Here is a 15519-nt window from a genome sequence, read left to right on the forward strand (position 1 = left end):
AACAGCGTGATCAATGATGGTCAGAAACTCGCCAAGGCCCCCGGTACGGCGCCCGAGAGTGATGGCGAGCATGCGTCACCGCTCAGATGGCGAATACTGCGGATACTGGCACCGCTGGTCTTCACCATCTGCGCCATCAGTGGAGCCGTGAGTTATTACCTGTATGCCAGCGAGGCCGTCGAGCACATGCATGATGACCATCAGGAAATGATGGATATCGTGGCGCTGTCGATGCCGGACGCCATATGGAACTTCGACGATGAGAGAATCCATGCCTACCTCGAGACTCTCAGTCACCACGCCAGTGTTCATGCCGTGCGCTACTTCAATCATGAGGGGGAGCTTGTCGAGGAGATTGCCAAGAGCGGCACACCATTGGATCCGGTCACGCATTCGAAGCCACTTGTCTATCAGAACTCGCTGGTCAAGCAGGCCGTTGGCAGGCTTGAACTGGAGAGCACCAACGCCCCGTTGCTTGCCGCCCGTTACCAGGGTGGAGCTGTGCTGTTCGGGATCGCCCTGACCATCATTCTGTCGATCCTGCTGATGCTTTCCTGGCAGTTGAAGCGCTATGTGATGACCCCCTTGAGCAAGGCCGTGAGGCGCATGCGGCAGCTGGAGGGCCAGCATGCCACCTTCCAACGCATTCCACCCGTTCACTCGCGCGAGATCAACAAGGTCATCGTGGAGCTGAACAAGCTGGGGGGGCGAATCTTCAACATGATGGAAGCGCTGCGTGACAACGAAGAGCGCTATCAACACTTCTATCGTGATACCCCCGCGTTGCTGCTGGTGATCGACGACAAGGGCACTGTGCAGGATGCCAGCGAGCAAATGCTGGAGGTGACCGGTTGGGCACGTGAACATCTCGTCGGCATGCCCTTCCATGCTCTCATCAGCAGTCAGAATGGCAAGCACATCCATCGCATCAGCACGGCCTTGCGCCTGGGCAATGCCTGCAACGATCTGGTGATGACATTGAACTGCCAACATCAGGAAGACCGTCAGGTTCAGGTGGTCATTCCGGCCGCCAATGGCAGCCAGGCCCGGGGCACGATGATGCTGCTGACGGACATCACTGAACTGACCAGGACCCAGCAACGGCTGTTGGAGCATGAGCTGATTGACCCCTTGACGCAGTTACCCAACCGGCTGTCGCTCAATCAGCATGTCCAGCAGTTGATCGCACGTGACGCTGTCTTTGGTTTGCTGCTGGTCAATATCGATCGATTCCACAGCATCAATCACCACCTGGGGCCGATGGACGGCGATCTTCTTTTGAAAGAGGTTGGCGCACGGCTCAAGGAGTGTGCCCCCGACTGGATCGGACGTACTGGGGGCGATGAATTCGTCATGACCTGTGATATCAATGACTTGCGCCCACTTGTCCACCGGATTCAAATCGCATTCTCCCATCCGCTGCTCAAGGCTGGCGAACCCATCCATCTCAGCCTGAGCATGGCGGGCCTGCAGGCGCAGGCAGATGACGAGAGCCCCAGCCGCCTGATGCGCCTACTGGAACTTACCGTGGTGGACATCAAGCACAAGGGGGGCAATCAATACCGCACCTGTGTCCGCGATAGCGCGCTGGAAGACGGTGAGCCGTTATTCCTGAAGGAGCGCATGATCCGTGAAGCCTTGACCATGGGCTGGTTCCGCCTTTATCTACAGCCCATCTTCCGGGCGGCCAGCGCGGACCTGGAGGCTCCGGAACTGCTCGGCGCGGAGGCACTGATCCGTCTTGAGCACCCTGAGCTCGGCCTGGTGCCCCCCAATGAGTTCATTGCGGCGGCAGAAAAGACCGGACAGATTGTCGAGATCGGCAACTGGGTATTGGAAGAGGCTGCCGTGATTCTGTGCGAATGGCGACGACTCGGGATCGAGGAGCGCTATCTGTCCGTCAATGCCTCCGTCATCCAGTTCAGGGATCAAGGTATTCTGCACCAGCTCGAGTCACTGCTCGAACGCTACCCGATTCGTCCCTCGCAGCTGGTGGTCGAGGTCACCGAGAACCTGATGCTCGACAGCAAAGACAGCCTGCGTTATCAGTTGCAGGCAATACGCAGACTGGGCGTCAACCTTTCGCTGGATGATTTCGGGACAGGCTTCTCATGCCTCTCCTATCTGCATGATCTGCCTTTCGGCATCCTGAAGGTCGATCGCTCCTTCGTCATGAATGTCGAGACCAGTCGCCGGGACAGGGAGCTGGCGCGGGTCATCGTCGCGATGGGCCAGTCACTCGGCATGCAGGTCGTTGTCGAGGGGGTCGAGGAGCGGGGGCAAGCCGAAATCTTCCAGGCCATGGGCGTCCACGCCTTCCAGGGCTATCTCTTCGGTCGCCCGATGCCGCAGCAGGCCTTCGAGACGCGCTTTCACGCCAACGCGGATGCGCGTGTCAGTCTGCTGAAGGCTGTCAGGAGCGCACCAGGCACAGACAATGACCCGGACTGACGGCATCTGACTGAGGCCCTCCGTTCTGAGCAAGCCCGGCATGTGGCAGGCCCTTACCTGTCGTGAGACCCCGGGCAACATGACCAGACGCCTTACCCTCCGGCGGCTGGTCTTTTCTTTTTCGCTGCTGGTAGGCAAACTCAACGCGCCTTCTTAATAACGTCATCGTCGAAAACTATGAGGATTTATTCTTTTAAAGAATAAAGAATAGAGGGTATGGTGGCTTCAGCATCAACAAGATTCGCATCAGTGGACGATCATCTGATGCCCGACCGCAGGACACCCCTGACATGTATCGCTATGACACCTACGACCAGACACTGGTCGACGAGCGGGTAGCTCAGTTCAAGGACCAGATGGATCGCTATCTGGCGGGCCGTCTGGGAGATGAAGAATTCCGCCCTCTGCGCCTGCAGAACGGCCTCTACATCCAGCGTCATGCCCCGATGCTGCGTATCGCCATTCCCTACGGCATGCTGAGCGCTGTCCAGCTGCGCGCCATGGCGGCCATCAGTCGTCGTTATGACCGTTCCTATGGACACTTCACGACTCGCCAGAATCTGCAGCTGAACTGGCCGAAGCTGGAAGATGTCCCGGCGATTCTCGCCGAACTGGCTCAGGTCGAGATGCATGCGATCCAGACCAGCGGCAACTGCATCCGCAATACCACGACTGACCAGTTCGCCGGTATCGCGGAAGACGAGACCGTCGATCCGCGTCCCTGGTGTGAACTGATCCGTCAGTGGTCCACGCTTCACCCGGAATTTGCCTATCTGCCGCGCAAGTTCAAGATTGCCGTCACCGGTGCCAGCGCCGACCGTGCTGCTATCCAGGTCCACGATATCGGCATTCGTCTCAACCGCGCCGACGATGGCAGCGTCAAGGCCACCATCCTGGCGGGTGGCGGTCTCGGCCGTACGCCGATGGTCGGCGACATCGTGCGCGAAGACCTCGACTGGCAGCACCTGCTGACCTATCTGGACGCCATTGTGCGTGTCTACAACCAGTGGGGCCGTCGCGACAACAAGTACAAGGCGCGCATCAAGATCCTGGTCAAGGCACTGGGAATCGAGGAATTCCGTCGCCGCGTCGAGGAAGAATGGGCCCACCTCAAGGATGGCCCGGAGACCCTCACCGACTCCGCCGTCACCAAGGCGACCAGCTACTTCCCCGAGCCTGAGCGCCGTGAAGTCAGCGCCGAGGCCATCGAGGCCTATGAGACCCTGCGCCGCGAGAACCGTGCCTTCGCGCGTTTCGTGACCAACAACGTCGTCGGCCACAAGGTGCCGGGCTACAAGGCCGTCACCCTGTCGCTCAAGCGCCGTGAACTGGCCCCGGGTGACGTCACTGCCGACCAGATGGACGCCGTGGCTGACCTCGCGGAGCAGTATGGCTTCGGTGAACTGCGCGTGACTCACGAGCAGAACCTGGTGCTGTCAGACGTGCCGGTCGATGAACTCGAGACACTCTGGAAGGCGCTGGAAGAACTCGGCATGGCCAACCCGACCGTGGGCACGCTGGCAGACATGATCTGCTGCCCGGGTGGCGATTTCTGCTCGCTGGCCAATGCCAAGTCGATTCCCATCGCTCAGGCACTGCAGGACCGCTTCGAAGACCTCGACTTCCTGTACGACCTCGGCCCGCTGGACCTGAACATCTCGGGCTGCATGAACGCCTGTGGCCATCACCACGTCGGCAACATCGGTATCCTCGGTGTCGACAAGAAAGGCCAGGAGTTCTACCAGGTCTCGCTGGGCGGACGCAGCGACGACAACGCCACGCTCGGCAAGATCCTCGGCCCGTCCTTCAATGCCGAAGACATGCCGAACGTCATCGACAAGGTGCTGCAGGTGTACGTAGAGCAGCGTCTGGAAGATGAAGTCTTCGTCGATACCTACCACCGCATCGGCATGAAGCCGTTCAAGGAGCGGGTCTATGCCTGAGGTGACTGCAGAAATGACATCAGCACGTGAATTGACCGATCAGCGCCAGGGTGGCGTCATCCGTCAGAATCAGCTGGTGAGCGAAGATGCCTGGCAGGTCGTGCGTCTGGATGAAGACGGCAATCTGCCGAGCTATCAGCAACCCGCCCTGCTGCCGCTGGCAGAATGGCAGGCACTGGTCGCCGCCGGCGAAGGCTCTGATCATCTGGCGCCCTGGCTTGCCAGTGACACCGAGCTCACGCCGGAACTGGGCAAGGCACTGGCGGACGCACCGCTGCTGGCGGTCGACTTCCCGAACTTCAATGATGGCCGCGGTTACACCATCGCTCGCCTGATGCGCGAGCGCTTCGGCTATCAGGGTGAGATTCGCGCCATCGGTGACGTGCTGGTGGATCAACTCCACTACATGAGCCGTTGCGGCATCAGTGCCTTTGCGCTGCGTGATGATCAGTACGTGGAAGATGCCTTGCATGCGCTGAGCTCGTTCAGCGTCAGCTACCAGACCGGCGTCGACCAGAAGACGCCGCTGTTCGCACGTCGCTGATCGCCCGCTCTTGATCACTCACTGCTTCTGCCTTCGGATAGACACTGGATAGCAGGCAATCGCAGCCGAGTGAGCCAAGCAAAAGCCCCCGTCCAGGATGGTCTCCTGGGCGGGGGCTTTTTTCGTGCCAGATGTTTCGTATCTCAAGAATCTTGTGTGACGTTTCGTCTCTGTCGCCTGAGCGGCTCATCAGCCGGCGACGACCGTGGACAGCAGTGCCATCCCTCCCACCAGCAGTGCGGCCATCACCAGTCCCACCACCAGAAAGTCCAGCGCATGGCCGTGCTCGAAATCACGCTTGCGATTGGCCTCCTTCTGGACACCAAAGAATGCTGCCAGTACGGATTTGACTTCATTGATCATGATCGCCTCCTAGTCGGTGACCTCACGCAATTCATCATCTGGGCACAGGGTTGTCTGAGGACAGGGTTGACTGGGGACAGCACAGGATGCTCGCGCGCATTCCAGCAGAGGGAGCTATGCTCAACTCAGCTCAGGTTGCGAAGCCTGTGCCGCTAGACACCAGCCACTATCACTATTGGTCACAATAACGCCAAACACCAGCCGCCTCGCAGGTATTTCCCCCAAGGTTTGCACTCATCAGCTATCAGATACCATGAGACAGGAGTCCAGAATGCCAGTCGCCAATCAACCGATGCAGCCTTTCGCTGCCATGTTCAGCACCCCACTTCCCTGGATGAATCGACCCGACGACCTCGTGCATCCCCTCGCCCCCTTGATGCGTTGTCAGCAGGTATGGTGGACCCTGAGCCTCAAGGCATATGAGCAGGAAATCGAGTTTATTCGCATGTGGCAGACCAAGAGCATGGAAATGGGCCAGTGCCTTCTATCGACCGGGTTCGTTGACCCACACGAGTCGAAGGAGTGCCTGACGGAGATCGTCAGTGATGTGCAGGAACATACCGTCAAGCGCCTGCAACGCCTGCAAGGCCTGACAGATGAATTGAAGGAAGCCATCTGGGAGGAGATCTAGGCCCAAGCCCTCGGTCGAGGGCCGGTGGGAGCGTTGCCGAATGAAGCTTCCGTCAAACAGGCAAGCGGTTTCGTCGCTAAGCAGGTAAGCCAATAACAAGACATCAGAAAATCTATCGGGCTAGATAACCATTGGATCCAGATGCGCCAAGCGAGAAACGCACAACGCCCAGCCTTCAGGAAGAAGTGCTGGGCGTTGTGCAAGAGAAATCAGCCAAGACTGAGGCTTACGCTGATTCCTCTGAACCCGCGTCTCCCTTGAAGGCCTCAAGCTCACGCAGCCATGTCTGGGCGGCCTCGCGATCGAGATCGAATTCCGCGATCAGGCTCTCGAGTCGCGCCACGAACTCCGCTTCACGCTGTTGAGCGCGCGCGTCGTCGGCGTCATGGTTCGACTCAGCGGCGGGCGCAGGCTGAGAAGAGCGATCCAGCGCATTCAGCTCTTCCGCCAACGCCTTTTCGAGCTCATCAAAGAGAGCACGCTGCTTGCGAGCACTGGCAATGATCTTTTCATCATGTCGGTTCATGCACGATTTTCCACTTTTGATCTTGTCGACAACAAGAAGACAACGCTATGAGTTCACTGCAGGACGATGAGCGACAATTTGACTTGCAGCTTATGCACGACACCTTCAACACTCGACCGGCGCGCCTCAAATCAAGATGTTAGCGAGCCTCTTCTGGACAGCCATAGACAAATGACAGATATCTTCTTGAAAGCCATACAGAAAACTAGCTTCATCATGCCCCTTTCAACGCCTGCTCGCAAGACATCGCGCGATACGCAAAGCGCGCAAGTGCCCTGAACTGGGGCTTCGCGGAGTGCTGAGCGCCCTCACTTGGCATCTGGACGCCAACACCGTAGCGTTGGCTAGATGACGTCGAGGCCTGAAACGACATCTCCTGGGTGTTGCGCTAGCCGCTATGCTCGAAACAGTGCCATCATCGCCCTTCGCAGCGCCACCGCATCACTCATGGATGACGTGACTCGATGATCAAGGATAGTGATCTCTCTCGACATGGGCCAGATACCGGCCCGCCCGATATTCGCTCCCCGGACAGACAGCGTCCGTTCGGCAAACCCTTGCGCCTATGGCTGGGGTTGACCGCACTCTCCTGTATCTCGCTTGGCGGCCTGCTGGTATTTCAGGAATCGCAGAGTCGCGAGCAGGACATTCTGCAGGCCCAGGCGACCCAGATGCTGGTCGCCAGGGAGCGGCGTCAACAGGCCAGCCTGATGGTCGAGCAGACACTGGGCATGATCGCCTCGCGACATCGCGATTACGAGCATCGTCTGCAACGTCTTCTCATCACCACCATGCGCTCCCCGTCACTGGGCATCAGCCATCTGAGTGGTCGTGATCGCTCCTTCGTCAGCACCGAACTGTTGCGCCAGTTCCCGGACCTGCGCATCAACCCGGACTGGATCGACATCGTGCAGCTCCCCACCATGCTCCACCCTGACTGGTGGAATCAGGAGCTGAATCAGCGCCTCAACGCGGGCATGCGCAAGGCACAATTCCTGCGCGGCACGGATGCCGGACTGGTGTTTGCCGTGCCTCTGGGGCAAGAGGAAGACAGCCCCGGCGCCGTGCGCCTTGATCGACGACAGCAGCCTGCCCCCTGGGCGCTGGTGCATATCGACCCGAAGATGGTGGCCTTTCTGGTCGCCAATGAGCTGAGACAGTCTCTGCACGCGAGTATCGAGCGCGAGGAAAGCCGCTATGTCTGGATCAACGATATCCTGGACCCGGCCGGCGGTGAGGGCTATGCACGCCGCTTGATCCATCCTCTGCTGCCCGACACCGAAGGCAAGCTGCTGTCGACCGAGTACCAGGACAGCAGCGGCCGCTTCCCGTATCGCACCGAGCTCGAGGGTGTCTTGAACGGCAGTGGTATCTACTTCGATTACCGCTTCCCCAAGCGCCCGGGCGCCGAGCAGGTCGACAAGACCGCCTACGCCGCCCTGTATCCCCCCTTCCAGTGGATCATCGCCAGCGGCGTCTATCTCGATGACATCAGTGAAGCCGCCTTCCAGGCGCACGAAGACTTGATGAAGAAGAAGCACGCGCTGGAGCGTTGGCACTTCCTGATCACCCTGCTGGTGACCTTGATGCTCTGCCTGGCCTTTGGCTACGCCTTCCTGCGCCAGTATCGCGAGCGACAGCTGCAGATGCGCCAGCGCATGAATCAACTGGAGCATGAGCTTGAGCAGCGCGGCGAAGACAGGCTCGGGTCGGTGATGCGCATGATCCGCGAGGAACGCTGTCCCGAGCGCTCGGGAGAAGACTGGCTGGCCGCCAATCTTGTCAGCGCCATCGCGACACGACTCGGGATGGACCGTCAGGAAATCGCCACGCTGGAACGCGTGGCCATGCTGCATGATATCGGCAAGCTGGCGCTGCCCGACTCACTGCTGCGACCACGCGATGAACTGCATTTCGATCAGTATCACTTGCTGCGTCGCCATGTCGAGATCGGGGCACGCATGATGGAAGACGCCCTGATGGCGCCCGCCGAAGCTGACCTGTTACGTGCCAGCCAGCAGTTCATGCTGGGGGCCTGCAGCAGGTTGGCGCCGCATGCAAACGGCAACGCTGATGCGCTCTCCCAGCCCGCGCAGTCCTCTACAACACCTCCTGATGCGTCTCCGTCCGGGTCTCCTTCTGCGCCTCCTCATGCAGACATCCCACAGGCGGAGCAGGCCTCTACCGATATTGCTGCAACGTCGCTTGGCGAGACGTCGCTCGCTGCCAGCACTCTGGCGCTGGTCGTGCAGGTCATCGAGCTGGTGCGACACACCGGGGTCAGTGAGGCCCAGGCGCTGTGCGATATCGAACACCGTCATGGCCATCTACCGCCAGAGTTGCTGCAGGCGGCGCGGGAAGTACTGACGGAGCAACCGATACCGCCGGCGCCCACCCTGCATCGACTCTGCCCGCAGCAGGTAGAACGTGACCCGAACCGGTGGCGCGACAGCCACAGTGGCTGCTTCACCCGCGCATTGCTGGATGCCGCTCTCGAGGCGCTGGCCCGTGAGTGTCAGGACGCCATGGGACAGCACATCACGCTGTGCCATCTTCGTCTGAGCCGGAAGGGAGGCGCGCGACGCGACACTGGCGACAGACAACTTGCGCCACTCGATACCCAGCTTGGCCCGCACCTGAATGCCTGCTTCCATCCGTTGCGTGTCTTCCGCGTCAGCGAGGGCAACTTCATCGTGATGGGCCATCAATGTCGGGATATCTCGCCTGCGCAGAAAGTGACTCGCCACCCTGAAGGCAATGAGCCACTGTTCGAGGCGCCAGCCAATGGCACAGCCTCGCCGCCCACCGCCGATTCGCTGACATCGCTGCTATCATCGCTGGAGGACACCGCGACCCTGGAGATCACGCTGCTCGATCTCTCCTGTGCCCAGACACTCAAGGAATGGCAATTGACCCTCAATGGCCACCTGGCTCGCTACCCGCCATCGGCTTGACCCGGTCATGGCGCTTTGCATGTGACCCGCCTTCCCAAGGCCACATGGCGTGACAGGGGCCAGACATCGCGTCTGGCCCCTTTCGTTGTGGGCACACCCCTTTTTACTACCATCCTTGTTACCCGCCTTCTTGTTAGCTTCGCCCTTGTTAGCTTCGCCCTTGTTAGCTTCGCCCTTGTTAGCTGTGTCGGGCGGGCTTCTCGCGCGACCAAAGTTGAAGCATTTACGTCTTGTTGAAATGTCCGACATTTATTAATGTGTGTTCAGACATTTATTCTGATGCTCGGAATCTCATGCGTCAGCGCCAGGCTCCAAGGCGGTGCGATGCAGTGACTCTCCTGACCATCCCTCACGACAGGCACCTCAATGACCGACTCTCTGGCGACAGCCGCGCTCGCCACTGACAGCGCCTCGGCGGACGACGCGACCCCGCGCAGCATGGAGGCCATCGCCACCTGCATGGCGCGGGAAATCCTCGCGGGCAGCTTCGGCCCCGGTGACAGCTTTCCGCGTGAACTGGACCTCTGCCAGCGCTTCGACGCCAGCCGCAATCGTGTTCGCAATGCCCTGGCTCAGCTGGTGAGCGCCGGGCTGCTGGAGCGCACCGCCGGGCGTGGCACCATCGTGCGCGAGATGAGCGAATGGCAGCTGCTGGACCCGCTGATGAGCCATTGGGTCAGCGGCCTCGACGGTATCAATCCGGACCTGATGCGCGAGATCTACGCCTTCCGCCTCTCCGTCGAGCCCTATGTCAGTGCGCTGGCCGCGATGAAGGCAAATGCCCAAGACCTCGCACGCCTGGAGCGCGCCTTCGAAGGCATGGTCAATACCGCCAATGACAGCTCACGCGAGGCGCATGCCGAGCACGATGTCGCCTTCCACGAAGCCATCTACCACGCCACCCACAATCTGGTGTGGACACAGCTTGGCAGCCTGCTACGCCCTTCCATCAGCCAACTGATCCACAGTACCCAGCAGTCCGCGCAGCAGCATGATCACAGCCATCATCGCGCCAGCCTCGATCGTCACCGCGCGGTGATGGAGGCCATTCGCCTGCGCCAGCCCGAGATGGCACGCACCTGTGCCGAGCGGGTACTGGAGACCGCAGCGCGCGACCTCGGCTTCTCACCGGACCACCCGCAGCTGGGGCACCGCCGCTTCTGATCCTGATCGGGCGTCAGCCGATGACGGCCGATCCCACGACCCGCTTCGCCTGGCGCTGAGCCTCGTTCAAACGCCCATTCTCAACAAGGATGCATCCGTGAAAATCACCCGACTCAAGACCTGGCAAGTTCCGCCGCGCTGGCTGTTCCTCAAGATCGAGACCGATGAAGGCTGTTATGGCTGGGGCGAACCGGTCATCGAGGGCCGCGCCGCGACCGTCGAGGCCGCCGTGCACGAGCTGTCCGATTATCTGGTCGGTCAGGACCCGCGCAATATCGAGCACCTGTGGAACGTGATGTACCGCGCGGGCTTCTACCGTGGCGGCCCGATCCTGATGTCTGCCATCGCCGGCATCGATCAGGCGCTGTGGGACCTGAAGGGCCGTGATCTGGGAGTGCCCGTGCACCAGCTGCTCGGCGGTCCGGTACGCGACAAGATGCGCATGTACGCCTGGACCGGCGGTGACCGCCCGTCAGATGTCGGCGCAGGCGCCAAGGCGCTGGTCGATCAGGGCTTCACCGCCTTCAAGATGAATGGCACGCCGGAGATGCAGATCGTCGATTCGCACAAGAAGATCGATGACGCCGTGGCACGTGTCGCCGAGGCTCGTGATGCGGTCGGTCCGGATGTCGGCATCGGCATCGACTTCCATGGTCGCGTGCATCGCCCGATGGCCAAGGCGTTGCTGCGTGAGCTGGAGCAGTTCCACCCGATGTTCATCGAGGAGCCGGTCGCGCCTGAGCACCTGCCGTCGCTCAAGCACATCGCCGAAGGCATCGCGACGCCCATCGCCACCGGCGAGCGCCTGCACACCCGCTTCCAGTTCCGTGATCTGCTGGCGGACGGCATGGTCGACATCATCCAGCCCGATCTCTCCCACTGTGGCGGCATCAGCGAAGGCCTGAAGATCGCCACCCTGGCCTCGGCCTACGATGTGGCGCTGGCCCCGCACTGCCCGCTCGGCCCGCTGACGCTGGCGGCCTCGCTGCAACTGGACGCGGTGTGTCACAACGCCTTCATCCAGGAACAGAGCATGGGAATCCACTACAACAAGGACAACGACGTACTGGATTACCTGGTCGACAAGGATGCGCTGGCGATCAAGGACGGCTTCTGCGCCATTCCGCAGGGCCCGGGGCTGGGCGTCGAGATCGACGAAGCCTTCGTCGAAGAGCGTGCCAAGGTCGGCCATCGCTGGCGCAACCCGCTGTGGACCCACGAAGACGGCTCCGTCGCCGAGTGGTAATGCCGAGCATGCCGCAACGCACACACTGACAACACAGACGCCATGCCAGGACAGGTCTTCCGCCGAAGGCCTGTCACGCTCAAGGAAGGATTCGACATGACCCGTACCGCATCATCCGAACGCCCCGCCTTCGCCGACTTTCGCTACCCGGACCTCGAAGGCGCCAGCGTCTTCATCACCGGCGGTGGCTCCGGCATCGGCGCCGCACTGACCGAAGGCTTCCTCGCCCAGGGCGCCAAGGTCGCCTTCGTCGGCCTGTCCGATGCCAGCGAATTCTGTGACGCCATGGAAGCTCGCTACGCCAATCGTCCGCTGTTCATCCCCTGCAACATCCAGGATATCGAGGCGCTGCAGGCCGCCGTCGCTCAGGCGCGTGAGGCCCACGGCCTGATCAACGTACTGGTCAACAACGCCGCCCGTGACACCCGTCATACGCTGGATGAGTGGACGGTGGAACAGTGGGATGAATCCATCGCCACCAACCTGCGCCCGCAATTCTTCACCGCCCAGGCCGTCGCCCCCGACATGCGCGCGCTGGGTGGCGGCGCCATCATCAATCTGTCCTCCAACAGCTACATGCTGGGACTGGGCGGCTACCCGACCTACGTCACTGCCAAGGCCGGCATCATGGGCATGACCAAGGCGCTGGCGCGCGAGCTGGGCCCGGACGCCATTCGCGTCAACTGCCTGATCCCGGGCTGGGTGATGACGGAGCGTCAGCGCGAGCTGTGGGTCAACGACAAGGACTTGAACGAGTGCATTGATCAGCAATGTCTGAAAGAGGCCATTCCGGTCGAGGACATGATCAATCCGTGCCTGTTCCTGGCCTCCAGCGCCTCGCGCATGATGACCTGCCAGCCGATGGTGGTAGACGGAGGCCGAGTGTGAGCGCCGTCAGCGTCACGCCGGCCTGGATCGCCGTCGACTGGGGTTCCAGCAATCTGCGCGCCTGGGCCGTTAATGGCGACGATGCAGTCATCGCTCAGGCCAGCAGTGCCCGTGGCATGCTGGGACTGGCGGTGGATGAGTTCGAGGATGTACTGCGCGTGCTGATCAATGACTGGCTGCCCGACGATGCGACCTCTCCCATGCCGGTGCTGATCTGTGGCATGGCCGGCGCGCGTCAGGGCTGGCAGGAGGCGGCTTACCTGCCGTTGCCTACGGAGAAGACGCCTTCCCGTGATGTGCTGGGGGCACTCTCCGAGCAGCTGACCCATGTCGCGACCCGCGACAGCCGCCTTGCCGTCGCCATCGTGCCGGGCCTCTGCCAGCAGCAGCCGAGCTACGATGTCATGCGTGGCGAGGAGACCCAGCTGGCGGGCCTGGTCGCCGCCCAACCCGACTACAGCGGTGCGGTGTGTCTGCCCGGCACCCACGCCAAGTGGGCACATCTCGCCAGTGGCGCCATCACCGGCTTCAGCACCTTCATGAGCGGCGAGCTTTTCAAGCTGCTCAGTCAGGATTCGGTGCTCAAGCACTCCGTCGCCGCGGGAGATCTCAGCGACGCCGCCCAGCGCGATGCCTATCTGGAGGGCATCGACACGGCGCTTGCCGCCCCGGAGCGCACCACCGCGCAGCTGTTCGGCATTCGTGCCCGCGATCTGCTCGATACGGCTCTGCCTGAGGGTGATGCTCGCAAGGCGGTACTCGGCGCACGCCTGTCAGGCCTGGTGCTGGGGCTTGAGCTGGCGGGCGCCACTGCGGAGCTTTCGGATCACGCCACCATCACCCTGATCGGTGACGCCGTGCTGTGCCAGCGCTATCAGGTCGCGCTGGCACATCTGGGCTATCAGGTCACCACCGCGGCCAACGCCGACATGATTCTGGCGGGGCTCGGACGCATCCAGCGTGCACGATCATCCGCGCAGGCATCGTCATCAGACCGTGGATCGTCCTCGGCCCGTGCGTCGTCATCGGATCGCGCCTCTGTGAGCCATTGATTCAGCGTTGCTGACATTGCCAGCCGGTGAGCCACGTCATTCCCCATTTAGAACAGCCCCATTTCTGGAGATCGCCATGAGCCTGCCTCTGGTCGCCATACTGCGCGGTGTGACACCGCAAGACATCATCGCCATCGCCGACGAGATCATCGCCGCCGGCATCACCCGCATCGAAGTCCCGCTCAATTCTCCTCAACCGCTGGAGAGCATCGCCGCGCTGGTCGAGCACTGCGAGCGCGCGCATGACGGCAAGATCCTGATCGGCGCCGGCACCGTGCTGACCCCGCAGCAGGTGCGCGATGTGCACGCCGCCGGCGGTCGTCTGATCGTCTCACCCAATGCCGATGTCGACGTCATCCGTGAGAGCCGCCGGCTGGAGATGGTCTCGCTACCCGGAATCGTCACGCCGACGGAAGCCTTCGCGGCTCTCGCTGCCGGCGCCTCGGGCCTCAAGCTGTTCCCGGCGACTCAGGTCGGCATCGTCAACATGAAAGCCATGCTGGCAGTGCTGCCCAAGGACACCGAGCTTTATGCCGTCGGCGGCATCGGCACTGACAACTTCGCCGAATGGCGCGCGGCGGGTGTCCACGGCGCTGGCCTCGGCACGGCCATCTACACGCCCGGCCTGAGCGCCGCCGAGGTTGGCGAACGTGCCCGCACCCTGGTCGCGGCATGGCAGGCGGCTGACTGACAGCCACACACGGATGGCGACAAGTCGCGCCACCGCAAGAGTGACGAGAGCGCGCCAATAGCCCATGGGTATAAGCGACCATGGATAAAAGAGACCACGGATATCGCAAAGGAGCAGCAGATGACGTCATCACCATGCCTTGGCACTGCCAGGCGCCTCGTCGCCAGTGGCTGCGAGCTGGGCGAAGGGCCGGGCTGGACGCCCGCGACCAAGGCCCTGCCTGCGCGAGTGCGCTGGCTGAACATACTCGCCGGCGAGCTGCATCACGCCGCCGCGGACGGCAGTGATCACGTTGTAATTCAGCTTGCGCGCCGCACCTCCTACGCAGCCGTTACCCAAGACGGCGATTACCTGCTGGTCGCGCAGGGAATGCTCTCGCGCTTCACCCCCGAGACCGGCGCCGTGGAAGATGTCATGCCCTTCGAGGCGGACACGACGCCGGCCACGCGCAGCAATGACGCGCGGGTCGATCGTCACGGCAGTCTGTGGTTGTCGAGCATGGGCTGCAACGCCGAGACCGGTGCTGGCAGCCTCTATCGGCTGCATCGCGGTGAACTGACCCGCGTGCTCGAGGGGCTGAGCATTCCCAATGCGCTGTGCTTCTCGCCGGATGGCCGCTTCGCCTATTTCACCGACACCGTCACCGGTCAGGTGATGCGCTGGCAGCTGGACGCCGATGGCTGGCCACTCACCTCGGCAGGTGAATACAACGCCCCTGAAGTCTGGGCCGATCTGCGGGATGCCGGTGGTGGCCCGGATGGCGCCGTGATCGATGCCGATGGCCACATGTGGATCGCGCTCTGGGGGGCCGGCCGCGTGGCAAGGCTGGATCGCGACGGCAAGGAAATCGCCCATGTGGCGCTGCCGGTCAGCCAGCCTTCGTGCCCGCTGTTCGGTGGCGAGGGGCTGAGCACGCTGTATGTCACCACGGCGCATGAAGGCATGACCACACCGGACCATGCGGCGGGTGATGGCGACCTCTTCGTGCTGGACCTGTCTGCACACGGCTTCAAGGGACTGGCAGAGCCACCGCTGGTGCTGGGCTGACACTGCCATTCCGTCTCTG

Annotated in this window: 13 protein-coding genes; 11 read left to right on the forward strand and 2 right to left on the reverse strand. The window is 61.8% G+C overall.

What is annotated here, in order from left to right; all coding sequences use genetic code 11:
- Window positions 1-6 precede the first annotated feature (6 nt).
- From HA399_RS08690 to HA399_RS08700, 3 genes are all read left to right on the forward strand, one after another.
- Window positions 7-2451 (forward strand): putative bifunctional diguanylate cyclase/phosphodiesterase, encoded by a 2445-nt coding sequence (locus tag HA399_RS08690; protein WP_404326853.1) that lies wholly within the window; start codon window positions 7-9, stop codon window positions 2449-2451.
- A 290-nt stretch (window positions 2452-2741) separates the two neighbouring features.
- Window positions 2742-4394 (forward strand): nitrite/sulfite reductase, encoded by a 1653-nt coding sequence (locus HA399_RS08695; RefSeq protein ID WP_141391638.1) that lies wholly within the window; start codon window positions 2742-2744, stop codon window positions 4392-4394.
- On the forward strand, window positions 4387-4938 hold the full coding sequence (locus HA399_RS08700) for a DUF934 domain-containing protein (RefSeq protein WP_082388755.1): 552 nt from the start codon (window positions 4387-4389) through the stop codon (window positions 4936-4938). The genes HA399_RS08695 and HA399_RS08700 overlap by 8 nt, the downstream gene beginning before the upstream one ends.
- Before the next feature lie 189 nt (window positions 4939-5127).
- Here HA399_RS08700 and HA399_RS08705 read toward each other — a convergent pair whose 3' ends face one another.
- Window positions 5128-5301, reverse strand: a complete 174-nt coding sequence (locus HA399_RS08705) for a DUF2970 domain-containing protein (RefSeq protein WP_082388754.1) — start codon at window positions 5299-5301, stop codon at window positions 5128-5130.
- Window positions 5302-5572: 271 nt separating this feature from the next.
- Here HA399_RS08705 and HA399_RS08710 point away from each other — a divergent pair, with 271 nt between their 5' ends.
- A complete protein-coding gene (locus HA399_RS08710; protein ID WP_153635789.1) occupies window positions 5573-5932 on the forward strand; it encodes a hypothetical protein in 360 nt (119 codons plus the stop codon).
- Window positions 5933-6158: 226 nt separating this feature from the next.
- Here HA399_RS08710 and HA399_RS08715 read toward each other — a convergent pair whose 3' ends face one another.
- A complete protein-coding gene (locus tag HA399_RS08715) occupies window positions 6159-6458 on the reverse strand; it encodes a hypothetical protein (RefSeq protein ID WP_404326855.1) in 300 nt (99 codons plus the stop codon).
- Window positions 6459-6922: 464 nt separating this feature from the next.
- On the opposite strand from HA399_RS08715, the gene HA399_RS08720 reads away from it, so the two are divergent.
- The 7 genes from HA399_RS08720 (at window position 6923) to HA399_RS08750 (ending at window position 15500) form a co-directional block, all read left to right on the forward strand.
- A complete protein-coding gene (locus HA399_RS08720; protein ID WP_404326857.1) occupies window positions 6923-9412 on the forward strand; it encodes a cache domain-containing protein in 2490 nt (829 codons plus the stop codon).
- Between the two features lie 366 nt (window positions 9413-9778).
- Window positions 9779-10576: a FadR/GntR family transcriptional regulator gene (locus tag HA399_RS08725; protein ID WP_225996562.1), complete on the forward strand. Its 798-nt coding sequence runs from the start codon at window positions 9779-9781 to the stop codon at window positions 10574-10576.
- 97 nt (window positions 10577-10673) lie between these two features.
- Window positions 10674-11822: a galactonate dehydratase gene (gene dgoD, locus HA399_RS08730; RefSeq protein WP_054556643.1), complete on the forward strand. Its 1149-nt coding sequence runs from the start codon at window positions 10674-10676 to the stop codon at window positions 11820-11822.
- Between the two features lie 96 nt (window positions 11823-11918).
- Window positions 11919-12710 (forward strand): SDR family NAD(P)-dependent oxidoreductase, encoded by a 792-nt coding sequence (locus HA399_RS08735; protein WP_404326859.1) that lies wholly within the window; start codon window positions 11919-11921, stop codon window positions 12708-12710.
- Window positions 12707-13762, forward strand: coding sequence for a 2-dehydro-3-deoxygalactonokinase (locus HA399_RS08740; RefSeq protein WP_404326861.1), 1056 nt, complete (start codon window positions 12707-12709; stop codon window positions 13760-13762). Before HA399_RS08735 ends, HA399_RS08740 begins: the two co-directional genes overlap by 4 nt.
- A 76-nt stretch (window positions 13763-13838) precedes the next feature.
- On the forward strand, window positions 13839-14453 hold the full coding sequence (locus HA399_RS08745) for a 2-dehydro-3-deoxy-6-phosphogalactonate aldolase (RefSeq protein WP_404326862.1): 615 nt from the start codon (window positions 13839-13841) through the stop codon (window positions 14451-14453).
- A 120-nt stretch (window positions 14454-14573) separates the two neighbouring features.
- Window positions 14574-15500: an SMP-30/gluconolactonase/LRE family protein gene (locus HA399_RS08750; protein WP_404326864.1), complete on the forward strand. Its 927-nt coding sequence runs from the start codon at window positions 14574-14576 to the stop codon at window positions 15498-15500.
- Window positions 15501-15519 lie beyond the last annotated feature (19 nt).

Origin of the sequence: Cobetia sp. UIB-001 (assembly GCF_044789135.1) — a bacterium.
Taxonomy (GTDB): Bacteria; Pseudomonadota; Gammaproteobacteria; order Pseudomonadales; family Halomonadaceae; genus Cobetia; species Cobetia amphilecti.

What these genes read in the sequence shown, in the direction of transcription:
- HA399_RS08695 (WP_141391638.1), top strand. Translation starts at nt 2,742, where the DNA reads ATGTATCGCTATGACACCTACGACCAGACACTGGTCGACGAGCGGGTA.
- HA399_RS08700 (WP_082388755.1), top strand. Translation starts at nt 4,387, where the DNA reads ATGCCTGAGGTGACTGCAGAAATGACATCAGCACGTGAATTGACCGAT.
- HA399_RS08705 (WP_082388754.1), bottom strand. Translation starts at nt 5,301, where the DNA reads ATGATCAATGAAGTCAAATCCGTACTGGCAGCATTCTTTGGTGTCCAG.
- HA399_RS08710 (WP_153635789.1), top strand. Translation starts at nt 5,573, where the DNA reads ATGCCAGTCGCCAATCAACCGATGCAGCCTTTCGCTGCCATGTTCAGC.
- HA399_RS08715 (WP_404326855.1), bottom strand. Translation starts at nt 6,458, where the DNA reads ATGAACCGACATGATGAAAAGATCATTGCCAGTGCTCGCAAGCAGCGT.
- HA399_RS08720 (WP_404326857.1), top strand. Translation starts at nt 6,923, where the DNA reads ATGATCAAGGATAGTGATCTCTCTCGACATGGGCCAGATACCGGCCCG.
- HA399_RS08725 (WP_225996562.1), top strand. Translation starts at nt 9,779, where the DNA reads ATGACCGACTCTCTGGCGACAGCCGCGCTCGCCACTGACAGCGCCTCG.
- HA399_RS08735 (WP_404326859.1), top strand. Translation starts at nt 11,919, where the DNA reads ATGACCCGTACCGCATCATCCGAACGCCCCGCCTTCGCCGACTTTCGC.
- HA399_RS08745 (WP_404326862.1), top strand. Translation starts at nt 13,839, where the DNA reads ATGAGCCTGCCTCTGGTCGCCATACTGCGCGGTGTGACACCGCAAGAC.
- HA399_RS08750 (WP_404326864.1), top strand. Translation starts at nt 14,574, where the DNA reads ATGACGTCATCACCATGCCTTGGCACTGCCAGGCGCCTCGTCGCCAGT.